The 21,854-nt window shown below is 56.0% G+C and carries 12 protein-coding genes and 1 CRISPR repeat array (1 of these 13 only partly in view); all 12 genes read left to right on the plus strand.

The window, feature by feature from the left end; all coding sequences use genetic code 11:
• A CRISPR array of direct repeats spans positions 1–435; the repeat unit is 33 nt; unit sequence GTCGCGCCCTTCACGGGGCGCGTGGATTGAAAC (it extends 2,494 nt beyond the left edge of the window).
• Between the two features lie 465 nt (positions 436–900).
• The 12 genes from ABEA92_RS01730 to ABEA92_RS01785 all read left to right on the plus strand — a co-directional run bounded on the left by ABEA92_RS01730 (position 901) and on the right by ABEA92_RS01785 (position 21,829).
• Complete coding sequence (locus ABEA92_RS01730; RefSeq protein ID WP_345682066.1) at positions 901–1,419, plus strand: sigma-70 family RNA polymerase sigma factor; 519 nt, start codon at positions 901–903, stop codon at positions 1,417–1,419.
• Complete coding sequence (locus tag ABEA92_RS01735) at positions 1,416–3,101, plus strand: LamG-like jellyroll fold domain-containing protein (RefSeq protein WP_345682067.1); 1,686 nt, start codon at positions 1,416–1,418, stop codon at positions 3,099–3,101. Before ABEA92_RS01730 ends, ABEA92_RS01735 begins: the two co-directional genes overlap by 4 nt.
• 10 nt (positions 3,102–3,111) lie before the next feature.
• The gene (locus tag ABEA92_RS01740; protein WP_345682068.1) at positions 3,112–5,655 is read left to right on the plus strand and encodes a DUF1553 domain-containing protein; all 2,544 of its coding nucleotides are present in this window, start codon (positions 3,112–3,114) and stop codon (positions 5,653–5,655) included.
• 330 nt (positions 5,656–5,985) lie between these two features.
• The gene (locus ABEA92_RS01745) at positions 5,986–7,398 is read left to right on the plus strand and encodes a DUF1501 domain-containing protein (RefSeq protein WP_345682069.1); all 1,413 of its coding nucleotides are present in this window, start codon (positions 5,986–5,988) and stop codon (positions 7,396–7,398) included.
• Positions 7,399–7,977: 579 nt separating this feature from the next.
• Positions 7,978–9,243: an MFS transporter gene (locus tag ABEA92_RS01750; protein WP_345682070.1), complete on the plus strand. Its 1,266-nt coding sequence runs from the start codon at positions 7,978–7,980 to the stop codon at positions 9,241–9,243.
• A complete protein-coding gene (locus ABEA92_RS01755; RefSeq protein WP_345682071.1) occupies positions 9,236–10,468 on the plus strand; it encodes a M20 family metallopeptidase in 1,233 nt (410 codons plus the stop codon). The genes ABEA92_RS01750 and ABEA92_RS01755 overlap by 8 nt, the downstream gene beginning before the upstream one ends.
• A 43-nt stretch (positions 10,469–10,511) precedes the next feature.
• Positions 10,512–11,453, plus strand: coding sequence for an amidohydrolase family protein (locus tag ABEA92_RS01760; protein WP_345682072.1), 942 nt, complete (start codon positions 10,512–10,514; stop codon positions 11,451–11,453).
• 23 nt (positions 11,454–11,476) lie between these two features.
• A complete protein-coding gene (locus ABEA92_RS01765; protein ID WP_345682073.1) occupies positions 11,477–12,484 on the plus strand; it encodes a threonine ammonia-lyase in 1,008 nt (335 codons plus the stop codon).
• A 736-nt stretch (positions 12,485–13,220) separates the two neighbouring features.
• The gene (locus ABEA92_RS01770; protein ID WP_345682074.1) at positions 13,221–14,657 is read left to right on the plus strand and encodes a sulfatase; all 1,437 of its coding nucleotides are present in this window, start codon (positions 13,221–13,223) and stop codon (positions 14,655–14,657) included.
• Between the two features lie 534 nt (positions 14,658–15,191).
• Positions 15,192–17,996, plus strand: coding sequence for a DUF1553 domain-containing protein (locus tag ABEA92_RS01775; RefSeq protein ID WP_345682075.1), 2,805 nt, complete (start codon positions 15,192–15,194; stop codon positions 17,994–17,996).
• Between the two features lie 437 nt (positions 17,997–18,433).
• Complete coding sequence (locus ABEA92_RS01780) at positions 18,434–19,873, plus strand: DUF1501 domain-containing protein (protein ID WP_345682076.1); 1,440 nt, start codon at positions 18,434–18,436, stop codon at positions 19,871–19,873.
• Positions 19,874–20,362: 489 nt separating this feature from the next.
• A complete protein-coding gene (locus ABEA92_RS01785; protein ID WP_345682077.1) occupies positions 20,363–21,829 on the plus strand; it encodes a porin in 1,467 nt (488 codons plus the stop codon).
• Positions 21,830–21,854: the final 25 nt, after the last annotated feature.

Below are 21,854 nucleotides of genomic sequence, written 5' to 3' on the forward strand. Positions count from 1 at the left end.
TCGCGCCCTTCACGGGGCGCGTGGATTGAAACTCGCCGATCGGGACGAGTACATACTGACGCTTGGGTCGCGCCCTTCACGGGGCGCGTGGATTGAAACTGCTTGCTTAATCAATTGTTTAGCTCCGTTCGTCGTCGCGCCCTTCACGGGGCGCGTGGATTGAAACATAAGAAAAGAACCTCGATATTGTCCCCGCTTTGTCGCACCCTTCACGGGGCGCGTGGATTGAAACCTCTCGTTCGCTCGTTCGCTTTTTGCAAGGGAAACGTCGCGCCCTTCACGGGGCGCGTGGATTGAAACGCGATCAGTCGACCACCAGGCCGGCGGCGTTGCGTAGTCGCGCCCTTCACGGGGCGCGTGGATTGAAACTTCGCCAAGTTGCGTCGCCTCGAAAGTGCTTGGGTCGCGCCCTTCGCGGGGCGCGTGGATTGGAAGTAACGTCCTAAACCACGCGAAGCCTCCAGATTCGCTGCCGCGTGGCCCGGCGAGCGAATCCGGGGCTCTGCCGGGGGGCAGACGCCTCCTGTGTTCGGACTTGCGTAATGACGGATGAGACGAATAAAAAACCTGGCCCATTGGACTTCGGCAAGGCAAATGGCTGGGCGGTTGGCCGGGAGAACATCGAAACTCGCAAGTTGAAGACGTGTAAGCGAGGAAAATCTCGATCTTGACTCGGTCCCTTGCTGACGCGACGGGTTATGGTTTGCTGGGGAAAACGACGAGAACGCTGCTTCAAAAATGACGTGATGGGCTGCGTTGCTCTGGCTTTGTGGCGATTGCGTGGGGGATGACTTACTTGTTGGGATTGGGTTAGCTGGCTCCATAGAATTGCGTTTTTTTACTTTTGGGTGTCACACGGGCGGTTCTGGCGACATGGTATTAGCGAAAGGAACGTGACCAATGCAACGAAATGAATTTGCCAAACTCGTGCTCGAACACCAAGCTCGACTTCGCATGTTCATTCGGATGCTTGGTGCGATGCCGGACGCGGTCGATGATCTGGCCCAGGATGCGTTTGTCGTTGCCTACGAGCGAATTGATACGCTCGAGGACGTCGAGCAAGCGGGTCCTTGGCTGCGATCGATCGCTCGCAATTTAGTCCGAAACGAGCTGCGCAAATCGTCGCGCCGACGGCGGGTGGTCAACGCTTCGATCAGCGAAGCGATGCTGGCGTTGTCCGACGAACCGGCAACCGCGGCGTGGTCCGAAGATTGGTTCGCCGCGCTGCGAAGCTGCGTCGAGGGCCTTCCCCGACATGGCCGTGCGTTGGTCGATGGCCGCTATCAACGGGGTCAAAACGCTTCCCAATTAGCCAACGAAACCGACATGACACCTGCCGCCGTTCGCCAAGCACTCTCGCGTCTTCGTGGTCTGCTGCGAACATGCGTGGAAACACGTTTAACGGAAGGGGCACGATGAGCGAACATGACTTCGACGAAACACTAGCACGTCTGTTTGATGGTGATCTCAGCGACGCCGACATCGACCGATTGGCTCGCGAGCTCGCAAGCGACCCATCGCGTCGCCAGTGTTATCGCGAACACGTCGAGATGGACGAAGGCTTGGCAATGGTCGTTCGCGACGATCGTGCCGGCGACCAGTTCACGCATCAATTGGAACAGCGGCTTGATGCTGAATCACAAAAGTTTGACTTTTTGCACAGCGTGCTCGATCGCTCCACTCTACGCGTCGCCCGCGAGCAGCTGCGGCGTTGGGCCCCGTTTGCCGCCGCCGCGATTGCCGCCAGCGTAATGATCGCGTTCTGGGCCGGCATGTGGACCGGCCGACATTCCGGAACGGTCGAGCCCCAATTGGTTCACGTTTCCCCTGCGGCGGTCGCCGACGAGCCTGTCGACAATTCGGTCGCACTGCTCAACCAAGTGGCCGACGTCGTCTGGCTCGGCGATACCATCTATCGCGTTGGTGATTCCGTCGCCTCCAATGCGACGCTCCATCTGGAATCGGGCCTGGTCCAATTGCAGTTCTTTCGTGGTGCGATCTTGACCCTCGAAGGCCCGGCGAAACTGGAAATACGCGACGCGAATCACGTCATGTTGCACGCTGGCAACGCTTGGGCAAAAGTTCCCGTGCCGGCCCGTGGATTCACGGTACTGACGCCGGAAACCAAAATCGTCGACCTTGGCACCGAATTTGGCGTCCGAACAACTCCAGGCGAGCCGACCGAAGTGCACGTCTTTGACGGGCTTGTGGAGCTATACGATCCATCGGCCGCAGACGACGCCCCGTCGCTTCACGAATTGGTCACCGGGCAATCGATCAGTGTCGATGCAGAGGGGCAATCGATTCGTCACGCCAAGCCAATCATCGCAATGCCGTCCGAAACGCGATTGCAGCAAAACACGGACAAACGCCGTCAACAGAGTTTTGAACGGTGGCAACGATGGAGTGCTGAAATCCGCGACGATCCTCGCGTGCTGATGTATTACGACTTTTCCGCCCCCGATGCCTCATCGACCACGCTGCGAAATCAGGCCTCCGATGGCGAGCAAGCCGACGGTTCCGTGATCGGTTGTGCGTGGACCGAAGGACGTTGGCCAGCGAAGTCCGCACTCGATTTCAAACGCCCCAGCGACCGAGTGCGATTCCATCTTGCCGGCGAATACGAATCGATCACGTTGGCCGCTTGGGTTCGAGTCGACGGGCTGGACCGGCTGCTCAGTTCGCTGCTGCTGACCGACGGTTGGGACGCCGGCGAAGTTCATTGGCAATTTGACCAACAGGGGCAACTCGGGCTTTCGGTCAGCCAAGCAGCCGGGGTGGCGTGGCGGTACACACCACCGTTGGTTGATCTAACGCGGCTGGGCCAATGGATTCATGTCGCGTCGGTATTTGATGGACGTAGCAAAACGGTTCGGCACTATTTCAATGGCCAACGAGTGCCCTGCGAAGCGTCGCTCGATTATGACGGTCCACTCCGAATCGGCGATGCGGAACTGTGCAATTGGGGGCGTCCCGTCGACAAAAACTCGCATGCAATCCGCAATTTCAACGGACGAATGGACGAGTTTTTGATGTTCGGTGTTGCCTTGGATGACGCCGAAATTTCAACAATCTACGAAGCCGGCAACCCTAAACTTTAGGAGACGAACGATGTATCCATCGACATCCCGTGCATCGTTCCTGGTCTGCGGTGCGAACCCACCAAGTCGAGCCTTGTCGTTGGCGACAAGCATTGTGATTTGCATCGCGTTTGTCGCCGGCAACGCAGCTTGGTCTGCCGACCGCGAAACGGCGAAACCAAGTGCCGAGCAGATTCATTTTTTCGAGTCCAAGATTCGGCCGCTGTTGATCGATCATTGTTACGAGTGCCATGGTCAACACGAACAAGAATCGGAACTCCGCGTCGATACGCTTGCGGGCATCTTGACCGGCGGACTCGCAGGGCCGTCGGTGGTTCCCGGCGAACCCACTCGCAGCTTGCTGGTGACCGCCGTCCGTTATCAAGACAACGACCTAAAAATGCCGCCGGATGAAAAGCTGTCCGACATCCAAATCGCGGACCTCGCCCGCTGGGTTGAAATGGGCGCACCGCATCCCGATTCTGACTCCGTCGGTCCTGTCGCCTCGCGTGGTGACGTCGATATCGAACAAGGCCGCAAACACTGGGCATTTCAGCCGCCGACGAAAGTCATGCCTCCAGCGATCGATCACGATTCGCTCGTTGCATCTACAGCAAATCAAACTCAACGCGTCTCGAATCCCATCGATGCGTTTGTCCTAGCGAAATTGCACGACCAAGGGCTTCGCCCCAATCCTCGGGCGGACAAACGAACACTTCTACGCCGAGCCACGTTTGATCTGATTGGGTTGCCGCCGACGCCGGAGGAAATCGAGGCTTTTCTCGCCGACGATTCGGAGGACGCATTTGCCCACGTCGTCGATCGACTGCTTGCCTCGCCTCATTACGGTGAACGGTGGGGGCGACACTGGTTAGACGTTGCTCGTTACGCCGATTCCAACGGACTTGATGAGAACGTGGTTCATGGCAATGCGTGGCGTTACCGCGACTATGTCGTCCGCTCGCTGAACAATGACAAACCCTATGACGAGTTCATTGTCGAACAGCTCGCAGGCGATCTACTCGATTCGGGCGACGATTTCGAACTTCGCAACGAACGGTTGATCGCCACCGGTTTTCTAGTATTGGGCCCAAAAGTTTTGGCAGAGAAGGACGAAGCCAAAATGGAGATGGATATCATCGACGAGCAGATCGATACGGTCGGTCGCAGCATCATGGGGCTAACGCTAGGTTGCGCTCGCTGTCACACGCATAAATTTGATCCGATCAGCCACCATGACTATTACGGATTGGCAGGGATTTTCAAAAGCACCCAGACGATGGATAGCTACAAGACCGTCGCGAAGTGGCACGAAAACACGATCGAAACGGCCGAGCAGGCGGCTCAATTTGCACAACACCAACGGCAAATCGCTGCGCAAGAGAAACGGATTGCCGAACAAATCGCCCAAGCCAAAGCAGAGCTCGATCCACCGCCCGCAGCCGATACAAAACCGGAAGAAATTGAAAAACGATTCTCGGCCGAAACACAAAGTCGACTCAAACAGCTTCGCGACGAACTCAAACAATTGCAGGACGCGACTCCAGAATTGCCAACCGCGATGGGAGTTACCGAAGGAAACATCGCCGACACATCGGTACACCTTCGCGGCAGCCATCTGACGCTTGGTGACATCGTGCCTCGCCGCGTGCCCGAGGTGCTTGCGATTGACGATCAACCGTCCATTCCGGCGGATCAAAGCGGCCGACTCGAGTTCGCTCGCTGGCTGACCAGCGGAACCCATCCACTGACCGCTCGTGTGATGGTCAACCGGTTGTGGCGTGGTCACTTCGGTACCGGATTGGTCAAAACCGTCGACAATTTTGGATTGAAAGGCAGCCCACCGACGCATCCCGAATTGCTCGATTGGCTTGCCACTAAATTTATTGACGAAGGCTGGTCGATCAAGGCGATGCACCGGCTGATCATGACGTCCGAGACCTACCAGCGAAGCAGCGATTTTGACGCTAGAAACGCCGACGCGGATCCAAGCAACCAGTGGTATTGGCGATACAACCTGCGTCGACTCGAAGCCGAGGCGATCCGCGATGGATTGCTTGCGGTCAGCGGAAAGCTTGACCGCACCACCGGCGGCAACATTATGCAATACAAAAACCGCGAGTATGTTTTCAATCATACGTCCCAAGACAATTCCAAGTACGATTCGACCCGTCGATCGATTTACGTGCCAGTGATTCGCAATCATCTGTACGACATGTTCCAATTGTTCGATTACAGCGATGCAAGCGTGCTTACCGGCGACCGCAACACCAGCACGATCGCGCCGCAAGCGTTGTTCTTGATGAATTCGGATCTGGTCGCCGAATTGACGCTGTCGTTCGCAGACCGTTTGTTGAAAACGCAACCTGACGTTCAGCAGCGAATTCATCGACTGTATCTCGAAACGTTTGGTCGCACCGCGACGGCCGCCGAATCGTCCGATGCAGCCAACTTCCTAAACCAATTCCGTGCCCTCCAACAAGATTCCAGTGGCGACACCGATCCCGAGCGACTCGCATGGCAAGCCCTCTGCCAAGCAATCGTTTCCTCAAGCGAATTCGTATACCTACGTTAAACGTGGGATAGGCTTCCAGTCTGTCATGCACTTTGATTTTCGGTACTGGATCTTGCTAAAGATCCTCCGCCACACCCTGGCGACAGGGAGTTTTTACAATCGAATAGTCCGGAGGCCGGCACACTGACCGAGAGTGTCTCGCCCGCTGGGCTATGTTTTTCCACCTCCACTAACCAGCGGCTCACGCCCAATGCCACTAAACCAACAGTCTTTCCTAGCGACAGGGAGCTTTAGCAAGCTCCACTACAGTAGCGGCCGTGGCTCACGAGAACAGACGAAACTTTAGACCGACAGGCTAGCAGCCTATCCCACATTAGCAGCCTTTCCAACATGTCAAACCTATCACGACGACATCTTTTGCGAACGACCGCCGCGGGTTTTGGATCGCTCGCGCTAGCATCGCTGTTGGCGGATGAAACGCGTGCATCCAACACAACGGCTCGCCAATCCGATCTGCCCTCGCCACATTTCCCGCCGCGGGCGAAACGAGTCATCTTTCTGTTCATGAAAGGGGGTCCGTCGCACATGGATACGTTCGACTACAAACCGCAGCTGCAAAAGGACGACGGCAAACCGTTGCCGTTTGAAAAGCCGCGGGTTCAGTTTGCACCGACCAGCAACCTGTTGGGATCGCCGTGGAAATTCAAACGTTACGGCGAAAGCGGTATCGCTGTTAGCGAGCTATTTCCGCACGTTGCCGAGTGCGTCGACGATTTGTGCATCATCAATTCGCTGCACGGCACCAACCCGGCGCACGGTGGCGCGAGCATGAAATTGCACACCGGAAGCGATGTGTTCGTCCGTCCAAGCATGGGATCCTGGGTCACGTATGGACTGGGCACCGAGAACGAGAATTTGCCGGGATTCATTACCATTTGCCCCACCTTGGCTCACGGCGGCACCAAGAATTGGGGATCCGCGTTCTTGCCTGCGAGTGTCGCGGGGACGCCGATCGGCAACGCCAGCCAACCGTCGGATCAGGCCACCGTCAAGTTTGTCGAAAACGCCCGCATGTCTTTGCAGGCCCAGCGGATGCAACTTGATCTGACCCAGTCGCTCAACCGAGAATTTTTAGAGACGACGGGCCCGGATTCGGCACTCGAAGCCCGCATCAAATCGTTCGAACTGGCTTTTCGAATGCAGACGGAAATGCCGGAGGCTCTGGATCTTGCCGCGGAAACGGCGGCGACTCACCGTTTGTATGGGATCGACAACGAAACCACTGCCGACTTTGGCCGCCAATGCTTGATGGCTCGGCGGTTCGTCGAGCGTGGCGTTCGCTTTGTCCAGATCACCCACAGCAACACCGAGGTCCAGTGGGATCAACATGGCAATCTCCGCAAAGGACATTCGCAGAACGCCGCCGAAGTCGATCTGCCAATCGCAGGTCTGCTGAAGGACCTGAAAGCCCGCGGGTTGCTCAAAGACACACTACTGTTATGGGGTGGCGAATTTGGCCGCACCCCGACTTGCCAGGGAGCCGGAAACGACGGACGCGACCACAACCCCGAAGGATTCACGATGTGGATGGCCGGAGCGGGTGTCAAAACCGGAATCCAATACGGTGCGACCGACGAATACGGCTACTACGCAACCGAGAACAAAGTCCACATCCATGACCTGCATGCAACGATGTTGCACCTGCTAGGACTCGATCACAAGCGGTTAACGTATCGTCACGCCGGTCGCGATTTCCGACTGACCGATGTCGCAGGCAACGTCGTCCACGACCTGTTCGCGTAACCAGTAAAAAATAGGTGGCCAATGCTTTTTAACGTAGCGGACCTCGTCAAGAGTTTCGTTGTTTTAGTCGTACGATGGACTTCCTAGTCCGTCGAATACACCATTGACGGACGAGGAAGTCCACCATACCCCACTTACCGCAGGAAGCTTCGTTCAGGAACACAAACCGGCCGAAAGTCTTGACGACTTGTTGCTTTAATCCATACGCAATTCGCAACGGGTGAGCCGTGGGCCGTAAGGCACCGGGGCGTGCGTGGGACCCGGCCGCTGACGCGTCACGGCTCAATAAATCAACAAGCCGTTGATTTAGTCGTACGATGGACTTCCTAGTCCGTCGCATACACCAACGACGGACTAGGAAGTCCATCATACACCCCTTGCCGCAGGAAACTTCGTTTGGGAACACAAACCGGCCGAAAGTCTTGACGACTTCCGCTACGGGCAAACTGTAATTTCCAACTTGGACGATGCACGAATCAGTCATTAAAACAGCATGACAGGCTGGAAGCCTATTCCACATTCTCTCCCGAATCGGAAATCCCTATCGACACTCACATCAATCGCATCGAACGCTCGGACTTGCTCAGCCGCAGTCGCTGGGTACTGCTAACGTTGCTCGTCGTCTCGATTCTGGTCAACTACATTGATCGCGGCGCATTATCGGTTGCGATCCCCGCGATCGAACTCGAGTTTTCGTTGACGCCGACTCAGAAGGGGCTGCTGCTATCGGTCTTCTTTTGGACGTACGCACTGCTGCAATTGCCGGCCGGATGGTTGGTCGATCGTTACGATGTGAAATGGGTCTACGCGGGCGGCTACCTGATCTGGACGATCGCCACGGCATTGACTGGATTCGTCGGCGGGTTCGCGGCATTGCTGGCGGCGCGATTGTTGTTAGGACTTGGTGAAAGTGCCGCTTATCCCGCAATCTCGCGATTGATTGTCGAAAACTTTCCCGAACACAAACGTGGCACCGCCAACTCGCTGATTGACGCAGGTACAAAAGTCGGACCTGCGCTGAGCATCTTGGCGGGCGGATTGTTGGTCGATCAGTTCGGTTGGCGTGCGCTGTTCATCGCCCTTGGCGTCGGCAGCATCGTTTGGTTGCTGCCGTGGATACGATATGTCCCCTCGCGGCCTCGGCATCACCACCACGAAGACGATCCGACGCCGCAAACGGATCGCCCGTCCATCATGCAAGTCGGCTTGCATCGTGCGGTTTGGGGAACCTCGCTCGGCATGTTTTCACTCGGCTACGTTTGGTACTTTTTGCTGACTTGGCTGCCGTCTTATCTGATGGACGTCCATCATTTGAATTTGAAAGAGACTGCGGTTTCGGCGGCACTTCCCTTTCTGGCAATGGCAGCCTCTTCGGTGTTTTGGGGCTGGGCAGCCGACCGGATGATCCAGCGAGGAAGCTCGGCCACGTTCGCGCGCAAATTGATCTCCTTAAGCGGGCTCGCAATCGCAGCGGCTCTATTGATCGCGGCGTCCAAAGCCGCATCAGCTAGCGTTTGCATCGCGCTGATCACAGGTGGATGTTGCGCCTTGGGCATGTTTACCGCTAACGTCTGGGCGATGACTCAAACGTTGGCGGGTCCTGCCGCAGGAAGCTGGACAGGCATCCAGAACTGCGTTGGCAACATGGGCGGTGTGGTATCGCCGTTGGTCGCAGGTTGGTCGGTCGAACAAACCGGATCGTATCAAACCGCCTTTTACGTTGCTGCGATCGTGATGGCAATCGGGATTGCTGCCTACCTGATCGTGGTCGGCCCCATCAAAGAGATCCATTGGCAATATGCCGCGTCCGCACCGACACCCCACGCCGGAGATGATCATGAGTGAAGGAAAACTGTGTGAAAACGATGTAGCCACTCACCCGGTGATCGATACGCTTGCGGATTTGGTACGGATCAACAGCGTCAATCCGAATTATGAAGCGGGCGTTCCTGAGGCAGAGATGGCCGATTTTGTCGAGCAATTCTTTGCCAAACGCGGCATTCAAACGTGGCGGCAACTCGTCTATCCCGACCGTCCCAACGTCATTGCTCGAATTCCCGGTCGCGATCCTCAGCGGCGAATCGTCTTGGAAGCCCACATGGACACGGTATCCACCGTTGGCATGACGATCGATCCGTGGAACCCCGAAATTCGCGACGGCAAACTGTACGGCCGCGGTGCATGTGACACCAAAGGCGGAATGGCTGCGATGATGCACGCGGTCGCCAGTTTGGTGGAGGATCCGATCACTCCTGCATGCGACATCTTGTTTGCGGCCACGATTGACGAAGAGTACTCGTATCGTGGGGTTGTCGCGCTGTGCAACTCACTTTCGCCCGGTGAGGTCGACCCAAGTATTTTGAATCAAGAAACGTCACCTCGGAATCCGTGGACGGCCGAAGCGGCGATCGTCGCCGAACCCACCGAATTGAAGCCGGTGATCGCCAGCAAGGGCCTCGTTCGATGGAAGATCGAAACCCGCGGCAAGGCAGCACACTCGGCAAAGCCCCATTTGGGTGTCAATGCGATTGAGCACATGGCGCACGTGATCACTGCGATTCAGCAAGACACGTTGCGGTTGGCGAACACGTCTCATCCGCTGCTTGGACCAGCAACGTGCAATATCGGCGTTGTTCGTGGCGGTGTGCAAATCAATTTTGTCCCCGACCGCTGCGAGATCGAGATTGACCGCCGACTGTTGCCCGGCGAAACACGCGAAACCGTCTTGGATCATTATCAGCAACTGGTCGACTCGGTCGCTGCTGAACATCCGGGCATGGATGTGATCATGCACCCGCCGATGTTGAGCGATCGACCGCTGGAAACCGACGCTCAATCGCCTGCGGCACAAACGATGACCCGCATTCTTCGCGATATGGGTTTGGACGCGACGTTGATCGGAGTTCCCTTTTGCAGCGACGCCAGCAAGTTTGGTGCAATTGGCATCCCTAGCATGATTTTGGGTCCCGGCAGCATCGACCAAGCCCATGCGGCGATCGAGTACATTGAGTGCAGCCAAGTCGTCCAGGCTGCGGAGATCTATCGACGATTCCTGACCGAATTCCGCTAACACACCAATGCAGGATACGAAATTGAAAAACGATCCATCCACGATGTTGTCTCGACGCACCTTTGTTGGTGGCGTGATGGCCACGACTGCAATCGCAGCGGCGCGTCCGACGGCGATTGCATCACCGGTCGATGTGGCCGAATCTAATGTGCCACCCAATTGGATTGACGCCCACGTACACATTTGGTCGCCGGACACCGAGCGATACCCGATCAGTTCGCAATTTTCCGAATCGGACATGCGGCCAAAAAGTTTTACGGCTGACCAGTTGTTCGAGCATTGCCGTTCCGCAGGAGTCCAGCGTGTTGTCTTGATCCAGATGAGTTTCTATCAATACGACCATGCCTACATGTTGGACGCCATGGAAGCGAATCCAGGCGTGTTTTCCGGAGTCGCGTTGATCGACCATCGCCGCCCCGATCTTACCAAGCGGATGAAGTCGTTAGCCCAGAAAGGCATGCGAGGGTTTCGATTGCATTCCCGGGGCGACGCCAAGGATTGGGTGGACGATCCAGGCATGGATGAACTTTGGCGGACCGCCGCACACGAAGGCTTGGCCGTTTGTCCGCTGATCAATCCCGATGATATCCCCTACGTCGATGCGTTGTGCAAGAAACACCCCGACACGACCGTCGTCGTCGATCACTTTGCTCGGATCGGCATCAGCGGAAAAATGGAACGCGATTCGCTTGACCAGCTTTGTCGCTTGGCACGTTTCCCCAACACGCACGTCAAGACGTCTGCGTTCTATGCACTCGGTAAAAAGCGGGCCCCCTACGACGATTTGATTCCAATGATCAAACAAGTGACCGAGCACTTTGGTCCCGAGCGTTTGATGTGGGCCAGCGATTGTCCGTTTCAAGTCGAAGACGGACACACCTACGAGGCTTCGATCGCACTCATACGCGATCGCATCGACTTCCTGTCCGCATCGGACAAGCAGTGGCTACTGAAAGGAACCGCCGAAAAAGTCTTCTTCGCCTAACCAGTCTCCCCACTCCCCTACCCATGCCTACCGTAGCCACGATCACCGACGTTCGCGCTGCCGAAAAAGTCATCCGCCAACACCTTTCCCCTGCACCGCTGATTCGTTCTTACGCGTTGGAAAAGGAACTCGGGCTGCAGAAGGGTCGCCGTGTTTGGATCAAAGATTATGGATGGACGCCGGTCGGATCGTTCAAACTGCTCGGCGCGATTCACTGGATGTCGAACCATCTGGACCAGATTGGTGATCGTCCGGTTGCCGCCCACTCGTCGGGTAATTTTGCTTCGGGTTTGGCGTTCGCTGGGATGACCTTTGGCAAGCGAGTGATCATCGTGATGCCCGAAGATGCACCGAAAATCAAGTTCGCTCGCACCCGATCGTTTGGTGCCGAGGTGCGAACGTACGACAAGTCAACCGATCATCAAACCGGCCAACGCGATCGTATGACGCGAGAAATTGCCGAGAACGAACAAGCGATCCAGGCGTCGCCGTACGATGACAACGACGTCATCTCGGGCAACGGCGTCGGCGGGCTGGAAATCGTCGACGAATTGAAGCGACAAGGACGCGAGGTTTCTCATTTTGTTTGTGCGGTCAGCGGCGGCGGGTTGATGGCCGGTCACGCGTTGGCGATCGCCGACGGGTTTGCGGATGCAAAGATCATTGGCGTGGAACCGTCCGGAGCCGACGACTTTGCTCAATCAATGGCAGCCGGAAAACGCGTCCGAGTCGATCATCCCCACAGCATCTGTGATGGATTGCTGTCCTACGACGTGGGCCAGCACAATTGGCCTATCCTTCGCGAGCGCGTCACCGCGTCGGTGCGCGTGACCGACCCCGAAACGTGTCAAGCGATGAAGTGGATCGATACCCACCATGGGCTCCGCAGCGAACCATCCGGTGCAAGCACCATCGCCGCTTTGCTGTCAGGGAAAATCGACATCGACGGTGAAGGCGACATTGTCGTCGTGCTCAGCGGTCGCAATGTTGACCCCGAGGATTTTCAAAAGTGGATCCGTGACGTTGCCTAGAACAGGAGGCAGAAATGATTGGATGGAAACCGATACGCCGTTTGGTGGTTAGCCGTGGCTGCGGAAACGTTGGTGTTATCGTGATTCCTGGTATTGTCACCTCTCCCAAACGCAGTTTGGGAGAGGTCGAGCAGAGCCTTCAGCGATGCTCGGGTGAGGGCGACCGAGCAAGTTGAGTTCCACTGCACGCTAAGTTGCGCGGACGGCCCTCACCCGAACGAGGCCTAAAGGGCCCGTTCGACCTCTCCCAAACTTCGTTTGGGAGAGGTGGCTTGCCACGGTTGCCCTGCCGTGGGCGGTGCAGGCAGATGAAACGGACGAACTCGGTGGCCTCACTTCGTCGGGGGAGAGGCAACGGAGGAATTTGCCGGAACAAACACTCGCTCTTCTAATATTGTGCAAACATTAAAATTTTGCAGTCCAGTCCTACGTCATGCGGCTCGATGCCGTCGTGCCTCCCGCGCCTCGAACCCACCACACTTAAAACGGCATGTGCGGTGACATGGCACGCCTACGATCGACTATACTCTATAGAATTAATCGCCCGGTGATTTATTGGTTGGCAAGAAGCAAGACATGACTCAGTGCAATTCGATAGCACAACGACCATATTGCTGGGCAATTTTGTTCGTGCTGGTGATCGCCACCGGGTCATTGGGTGCGGCAGCCGACGATGTTGTCCAACGTGACGTGATGGTTCCGAACGACAGCAAATACAAAGGTTAGGTGATTATTGATGAAATACTATGTTTTCTTACTGGTTGGTTGTCTGTCATTTCCAGCGTTGATGGCTCACGCGGCCGATCGCCCCAACGTGCTGTTCATTGCGGCGGACGATCTTCGCAACGATTTGCGATGTTTGGGCAATCCGGAAGTGCTGACGCCGAACATTGATGCGTTGGCCGAGCGAGGTCGGTTGTTCACTCATGCCTATTGCCAACAAGCGTTGTGCAATCCGTCGCGTGCCTCACTGATGACGGGACGACGACCGGATACGCTTGAGATCTGGGATCTAAAGACTCACTTTCGCGACCAAATGCCTGACGTGGTGACGCTGCCAAAGCACTTCATGAACCACGGTTATTTCACGCAGAACATTGGCAAGATTTATCACAATTGGGTGCATGATCTCAAAGGTGATCCGGCGTCCTGGAGCGTGCCTGCGGTGATGCACTTTGCCACCCACCGATCGGACCAACCGATTGTCGATGGCGAGCTTCCACCGAATCTTGCCAAGGACATCAAATGCGAATGCCGAGACGTTCCCGACGACGCCTACTTTGACGGGCGTATCGCGTCGATGGCGATTGACGCACTGCGAGAACGTAAAACGAGTGACAAACCATTCTTTCTCGCGGTCGGTTTTTGGAAGCCACACGCGCCGTTCAACGCTCCGAAAAAATACTGGGATATGTATGAACGCGATGCGTTGTCGCCGCCGCCGAATCCCGAATGGCCCAAGGACGCTCCGCGGATTGCATGGCATAACAGCCAAGAAATCGTTGGAGGCAAGAATCCTCGAAAACTCTCCGCGGCCGCGGTGATGGAGATGCGGCATGGCTACTTGGCTGCGATCAGCTACCTAGATGCTCAAGTCGGCCGCGTGCTTGACGAATTGGATGCACTAAACATGCGAGACAATACGATTGTCGTGTTCTGGTCCGATCATGGTTTCCATCTTGGCGAACAAACGCTGTGGGCCAAAACATCGAACTTCGAGCTTGATGCCGCGGTGCCGATGATTTTTTCGACGCCAAACATGAAACAGCCGGGCGTGAAGACGGATGCAATTGCCGAACTGATCGACATCGCTCCGACGCTGACCGAGTTGGCGGGCCTTCCCAAGCTTGATGGCGCCGAAGGCGACAGCCTGGTTCCCGTTCTCGCCGATCCCACCGCCACGGTGAAACAGGCGGCTTATACCCAGCATCCGCGTCCGGCATATTTTAATGATGCACCGGCTGTCATGGGCCGCTCGGTTCGCACCCCTCGGTATCGCTATACCGAGTGGCGTGATTGGCAAACCAACAAGGTGGTTGCAACCGAATTGTACGATCATGACACCGATCCGCTGGAAACGGTCAACGTTGCCGCCAACCCAGACAATCAAGAAGCGATCCAAGCATGCCAGCGACTGTATCGCATCGGATTCAAACCATCGGGCAGCGAATAAACGGGCAGGCAGGTGTTTTTGAGTTTGTCAGCCTGAACGACTAAAACCTTGGGCTTGTTGTGATTTTTATTTGCGATGCTTTTTTTCTGTCACCTCTCCCGAACGCAGTTTGGGCGAGGTCCCGTAGAGCCTTCAGCGATGCTCGGGTGAGGGCGTCCGAGCAAGTCCAGTTCCACTCCATGCTAAGTTGCGCGGTCGGCCCTCACCCGAACGAGGCCTAAAGGGCCCGTTCGACCTCTCCCAGCTTCGCCGGGAGAGGTGACTCACGTTGGGGCAGAGGTCCAGCGTAGTCTTCAGCGCCGCTCGGGAGAGGTGACTCAAGCAAGCCACTCGCCGACGCGAACGCCGGTGATCTGGAGAATAATTCGCAAAGAGTGGAAGCCGACGGACTCATCACAGAAAATTCGGCGTGCGGATTTCTGCATTTTAACTCAATCCATAGACTTAGATTTCTGCCCTGCGACGCGGTGATATCGGTTATGATACGGCTTCCCACCTGCCTCTCGCCGCTACATCCCACCCCAGCGACCGACCATGAACGCCATCCGCTCGCTTGCGCTGTTCGTCGTCCTGACGAGTATCGTTCCCACGTTTGGCCACTCGGCCGAATCGCTGACGTTCGAAAAAGACGTCCGGCCGATCTTCAAAGCCCACTGCTTCCATTGCCATGGCGAAGCGGGGGTCAAGGAAGCGGAACTCGACGTGCGGCTGCGGCACTGGATTGTCACAGGCGGCGATTCAGGCGAAGCAATCGTCCCGAACCAACCCGATGATTCACTGCTACTCGAACGAGTTGCCTCGGGTGAGATGCCGCCCGGTGATAAAAATCTTTCGGATGCCGAGATAGCGACGATCCGTGATTGGATTTTGCAAGGAGCCCCGACGGCTCGCGCCGAACCCGATTCACTCGATAACGGCGATTACTTCACCGAGGAAGAACGCGCGTTTTGGTCGTTCCAACCGATCACGCGTCCTCCAGTTCCCCAATTGGATTCAGCGCAAGTCGCCACGCCCATTGATGCGTTTGTCTTGCAGCGGCTACGCGAGCAAGGCCTAGCGTTTTCTGACGTCGCGGACCGCTACACGTTGATTCGCCGAGCAACGTTTGATCTGTGGGGATTGCCGCCCGATCCTGAAAGCGTGGAGGCGTTCGTTCGCGATCCGAGTCCCCATGCCTACGAAAACCTGATCGATCAATTGTTAGCCTCGCCACGTTATGGTGAACGTTGGGGCCGACACTGGTTGGACGTCGCTGGCTACGCTGATTCCGATGGCTATACCAACACGGATGTCGAGCGTCCGTTCGCCTATTTCTATCGCGACTACGTGATCGACAGTTTTAATGACGACAAACCGCTTGATCAATTCATCGTCGAACAACTCGCTGGCGACGAACTGGTCGACGACGCGGCAGGCACTCCCGATCTGACTCCCGAGCGAATCGCTCAACTCGCGGCGACCGGATTTCTAAGGATGGCTCCCGATGGGACGGCTGCGGGAGGACCAGAGCGTGACCTCGCCATCAACTCGACCATTGCGGATACCATCGAAATTGTTTCGACGTCGCTACTTGGTTTGACCGTGGGCTGCGCCCGTTGTCACGACCATCGCTATGATCCGATCAGCCAAGCGGACTACCATCGACTGCGAGCGATCTTCGAACCTGCATTGGATTGGAAGCATTGGAAAACTCCGTTGCAGCGACGGATCTCACTCTATACCGAAGCAGATAAACAGGCACGCGAGGCGGTCGAAACGCGAGCCAACGAAGCCACCGCGGCACGCACGCAGCGACAGCAAGAACATCTCGACCGCACGCTGTACGAGGAACTGCTGGTCGTGCCCGATGACAAACGAACGCGGCTAAAGATCGCCTACCAAACCGAGAAAGCAAAACGGACGGCGGAGCAAGTCGCGTTGCTGGCCGAGTATCCAAGCGTCGCCAGCATCTCGGCGGGGTCACTGTACCTGTACTCACAACAACGAGCACGGCGGGCCGCTGATATCGAAAAAGCCGCTGCCGAGCGTGAGGCCCGCTATATCGCCGAAGCTCAACGAACACTCGGCGAAGAATCGTCGGAAGAGACGGTCACCGCCGAATCGCTCGCGAAATATGATCCGACGGGGTTTGCCGAAGTCCAGCGGTATCGCGAAGCGGCAGCGATTTGCCGAAAGCTCGATTCAAAAAAAGAACTCGCCGACCTGCAGAGTGAAATCGCTGAAATTCGCAGCACCGCCCCCAAAGAAAACTTTCTGCGTGTGTTGACCGAACCAGTCAACCACACGCCGAAATCTCATCTGTTCATTCGGGGCGATCACAACCAACTCGGACAAGTCGTCGACCCCGGTGAACTGACAGTATTGCAATCTTTCACACCGGTGAAGATTGAAGTTGACGATCCTGATCGCTCGACGACCGGACGACGACTCGCTTACGCACGGCATCTGACCAGCGGCAAACATCCGCTCGTCGCTCGCGTATTGATGAATCGTGTCTGGATGCATCATTTTGGCCGTGGGATTGTCGATTCGCCTGGCGATTTTGGACGACTGGGATCGGAACCGACACACCCCGAACTACTCGATTGGATGGCCGATGAACTGGTGCGAGGTGGCTGGAAACTAAAACGGATGCATCGAATGCTGATGCTATCGAACACCTACAAACAGGCATCCCACCGCAGCGAATTGCTGGACCGAGTCGATCCCGACAATCGGCTGTACGCTCGCATGTCGATTCAGCGATTGGAGTCCGAGGCGATCCGCGACGCGATGATCGCCGCAACTGGCATGATGACAAGCGAGATGCATGGTCCTCCGGTCCCAGTGAAAGAAGACTCCGTGGGGCAAATCGTGCTGGGCGTCGAAATGCTTGATGGCGAACGCAAACCGACGGGAACCGATCAAGAGTTCGAAGGTCGATCGAGGCGAAGTGTTTATGTTCAAGTTCGCCGCAGTCGTCCGCTGGCGGTGTTGGAAACTTTCGACATAGCCACAGTGTCCCCGAACTGCACCGAACGCAATTTTTCCAATGTTGCCCCTCAATCGCTGTTGATGATGAACAGCCAATTTGCGATCGACCATGCCGAGCAACTCGCTGACCAAATGATCCGCCAATCGAGTGAGCCTTCGGAGCAGATTTCGCAAGCGTGGAAACGATGCTTCGGCAGCTCGATTGAGAACACGGTGCTTGTCGAAATGATGGACTTCGTCGAAAAGCAAACTGCCGCATTTCGAGCTCGCGACAACAAATTGACTCCTGACGCCGCACACCGATTGGCGCTAGCGAGTGCCTGCCAAGCCATGTTTAGTACCAACGAATTTTTATACGTCGACTAGGACCGTCGGAAGAATAACTCGCGGCGTTTTCCGTAGTGGACGAGGCAACGAGTCCTTTTGGGCTCAGTGAAGCCGCAAGACTCGCAGCATCGTCCACTACCGCCCGCCATTTATTGTTCCGAACGTCCTTAGTCCCCCCCAACAATCCGTGTCTGCTGCTAGCGTTGGCTCGCGGCGCTGTGAAGCAAGTTCCGGTAGTAGCGAAACTCGTCAACGGGCTATTGATTTAGTCGTAGGATGGACTTCCTAGTCCGTCCAATACAGCATTGACGGACTAGGAAGTCCATCATACACCCCTTGCCGCAGGAAACGTCACTAAATCAACACGCCGTCAAAAGCTTCGAAGGACCGACGCATTAGAACGAAAGTCTTGACGACTTCCGCGACGCAGAATTAGCACAACTCGCTAACCGATTTCCCACATCAATCAAATTGCCATGACCTTTTACGACTCGCAAACACGATCGACTCGGCGACACTTCCTGGCATCCTCGATGATGCGAGGCGGACCGCTGGCACTGGCGTGCATGATCGCCCAACGTGCCGCCGCCGAACCGAAGAAGCCCAAAATGGGAACGTTGGGGTATGACTTGAAGCCCAAGGCACCGCCACACACGCCTCGTGCCACCGCGATGATTTCGATGTTCATGCAGGGCGGACCGAGCCAGATCGATCTGCTTGACCCGAAACCTCTGCTCAACAAGATGCATCTGCAAAAATTCCCGGGCAAAATCAAATACGACAACGCGGCACAAGCGAGCTCCAAAATTTTTGGCTCGCCCTGGAAATTCAAAAAGTACGGCGAACACGGCACGGATGTTTCCGAGCTGCTACCACATTTTTCCACGATCACCGACGACGCGTTGGTCATCCGGTCGATGCATACCGGAGTCAACAATCACGGGCAATCGATCCATGCGATGAACGGGGGACGGCCACTGAAAGGGCGGCCCGCACTTGGCAGCTGGTTGACATACGCTTTGGGCGCCGAGAGCCAAAGTTTACCTGCCTACATCGCCATGACCGATCCGCAAGGATTGCCGGTCGAAGGCGTCTTGAATTGGTCCAATGGCTGGTTGCCGTCACTGTTTCAAGGCACGGTGATTCGACCGGTCGAGCCACGGATTTTGAACCTACAGCCACCGCCGCATTTGGATGGCGAGATTCAAGAAAACTATTTGGCGATGTTGGCGTCGCTCAACAAACGACATGCTCAGCGGCGTGCGGGTGAACATGAATTGCAAGCACGGATCGCCAATTATGAGTTGGCCGAACGGATGCAGTTTGCCGCCGATGAGGCAACCGATCTGAGTCGTGAATCCAAAACCATGCATGAGATGTACGGAATCAACGAGCCTGAAACCAAAGAGTTTGGCGAGCGGTGCTTGATCGCTCGCCGTTTGATCGAGCGAGGCGTTCGCTTCGTGCAGTTGTTTACCAAAAACCAATACTGGGACCATCACGGCGCGATCGCAAAAGGGCTGCCTGCGTCGTGCCGGAAAATTGACAAGCCTGCCGCTGCTTTGGTAAAGGATCTGAAACAACGCGGACTGCTGGACACCACCATCGTGCACTGGGGTGGCGAAATGGGCCGATTGCCCGTGATCCAAAATGAAGCCAACATCGGTCGCGATCACAATACCGACGGCTTTTCAATGTGGGTTGCCGGCGGTGGTTTCCGAGCCGGCATCTATGGAGCGACCGACGAATTTGGACATCACGCGGTGAGCAATACCGTCAACCATTTCGACTATCACGCGACGTTATTGCATCTGTTCGGTATCGATGCCGAGCACCTGACCTATGAACAGAATGGCCGCGAACAAACCTTGATCGATGGACAACCCGCCAAAGTGATCGAAGGATTGCTAGCGTGACGCGGGCTCCAAGACTCTTGCCCAACGCCGTGAACGAATTTTGGTAGCTACCTTCGCCAGAAGGTGGTGATTTGCATTATTGCGCCAACAGTCCACGCTCTGGCAAGCGTAGCTACCTTCGCCAGAGGTTGGGGATTTGCATTATCGCGCCAACAATCCACGCTCTGGCGAGCGTAGCTACCTTCGCCAGAAGGTGGTGGCTTGCATTATCGCGACAACAGTCCACGCTCTGGCGAGCGTGGCTACGAAACGCAAATGTCAACGTTCACGGCATTCGGGAGGAGCTTGCGAACAAGAGTTTTTTTCCGGTTTTAACGGATCGCACTCACTTTTTCGCCGAAAAATAGAAAGGAGGACTGCAGAACGCGATCTCGATTGGCGGACGGGATCGGTGCGGCATGTCTGGCGCGTTACGATCCGGCGCCCCACCACATGCAGACCAATCCGGTGATCTGCTGTTTTCGACTCGGGTACTTGGAAATCATTGCAATGCGGCGTAAGCACGGCCATTTTGCAAATCGCGGTCGCCGCTGGCCGAGCGTCCTGCTCGCCCTTGTCGCTCTATGGACTTACGCGTCGCCTGCCCAATCACAACAAGTTTCCTTAACACCGCTCATCGCTAGCGACCATGCTTCTGATGTGCCGCTGTCGGACGCAATGCGTCGGATCGAGCAGCTTGAACAATCCGTGTTCGAACTTCAGCATCGCCGACCCACTGGCTTGATCGAAGAAGACGATTTGATCTGTTTTGATGCACCAGCCCCCGAGTCTCCGTCTCACTATCCGATCTACGATGCCGGTTGGACATTGCGTCCGTATGATGCCGACAAGACACCGTTTGAGTTGACCATCGGTTTCCACAACCAACTTCGCTACACCGGATTCAGCCGCGATGAAGCGACCACGATCGATGCGGCGGGCAACGTAAACGCGATCCCCAACCGCAACGATTTTGATGTCAACCGCGGACGATTGGTCTTTTCCGGCTATGCATTGGACAGAGACCTCGGATTTTATGCGAACATCGACTACAGCACGGTTGCATCGAGTTCCATCCAACCCCTGTTGACCTGGATTTCGTTCCGGCAAAGTGATGCATTAACGCTGTACATGGGGCTGGGCAAAGTCCCGGGAACTTGGGAATGGCAACAAACGTCGCGTTACACTTTGGGTGCAGATCGAACCCTCGCGACCACGTTTTTCCGTCCTTCGATTACCGCCGGGATATGGGGAAATGGCCGACTCGGTGACACCGTTTCCTATACCGTCTTTGTTGGCAACGGTTTCAATACCTTGACGCTTCGATCCTCGGATCTTGATACAAACTTTGTCTATTCTGCTTTGGCATGGTGGGAACCACTGGGCGATTTCGGCGTCGGATTTTCAGACCAAGAACAACACGACCACATGGCGATCCGCCTCGGCCACGGCTTGACGCAAACCCAAAACGACAGCACATCGAGCGATCAATCGGGCGCCGAACAAACGGTCGTTCGGCTAAGCGACGGGACACGTCTGATCGAACCCAATGCACTTGCGACCGGTATCACCGTCAACGCCTTTGACGTGTGGCTATACACCGTTCACCTTGGACTCAAGAAACAAGGCTATAGCTTCAGCAGTGAAGTTTTTATGCGATGGCTGCGAAACATCGAGGGGACGGGCGGAACTCAATTAGAGTCGCTGTTCGATAGCGGCTTCTATGTTCAAAGCGGTGTATTTGTGATCCCCAAGAAATTGGAACTGTTTGCCAGAGGCTCGGCCGTCACCGGAAATTTTGGCACCGGCAGCGAAGTCGCCGCCGGAGTGAATTGGCATCTCTTTGACGCACGGTCCGCTCGATTCACTTTCGACGTGACGGACATTCGCGACTCACCCGCCGAGCAATCTCGCACGGGCTACGTCGCAGGCGAAAGCGGCACACTCGTCCGCGCCCAGCTTTGGACCTTCTTCTAGTATTGTCGTTGATCGCTCCGCGATC

The organism is Novipirellula caenicola (assembly GCF_039545035.1).
GTDB lineage: Bacteria > Planctomycetota > Planctomycetia > Pirellulales > Pirellulaceae > Novipirellula > Novipirellula caenicola.

Bases quoted from the DNA above. Each gene is read 5' to 3' on its own strand.
- ABEA92_RS01745 (WP_345682069.1), top strand. From the start codon at position 5,986: ATGTCAAACCTATCACGACGACATCTTTTGCGAACGACCGCCGCGGGT.
- ABEA92_RS01770 (WP_345682074.1), top strand. From the start codon at position 13,221: ATGAAATACTATGTTTTCTTACTGGTTGGTTGTCTGTCATTTCCAGCG.
- ABEA92_RS01780 (WP_345682076.1), top strand. From the start codon at position 18,434: ATGACCTTTTACGACTCGCAAACACGATCGACTCGGCGACACTTCCTG.
- ABEA92_RS01740 (WP_345682068.1), top strand. From the start codon at position 3,112: ATGTATCCATCGACATCCCGTGCATCGTTCCTGGTCTGCGGTGCGAAC.
- ABEA92_RS01755 (WP_345682071.1), top strand. From the start codon at position 9,236: ATGAGTGAAGGAAAACTGTGTGAAAACGATGTAGCCACTCACCCGGTG.
- ABEA92_RS01775 (WP_345682075.1), top strand. From the start codon at position 15,192: ATGAACGCCATCCGCTCGCTTGCGCTGTTCGTCGTCCTGACGAGTATC.
- ABEA92_RS01785 (WP_345682077.1), top strand. From the start codon at position 20,363: ATGCGGCGTAAGCACGGCCATTTTGCAAATCGCGGTCGCCGCTGGCCG.
- ABEA92_RS01730 (WP_345682066.1), top strand. From the start codon at position 901: ATGCAACGAAATGAATTTGCCAAACTCGTGCTCGAACACCAAGCTCGA.
- ABEA92_RS01735 (WP_345682067.1), top strand. From the start codon at position 1,416: ATGAGCGAACATGACTTCGACGAAACACTAGCACGTCTGTTTGATGGT.
- ABEA92_RS01765 (WP_345682073.1), top strand. From the start codon at position 11,477: ATGCCTACCGTAGCCACGATCACCGACGTTCGCGCTGCCGAAAAAGTC.
- ABEA92_RS01760 (WP_345682072.1), top strand. From the start codon at position 10,512: ATGTTGTCTCGACGCACCTTTGTTGGTGGCGTGATGGCCACGACTGCA.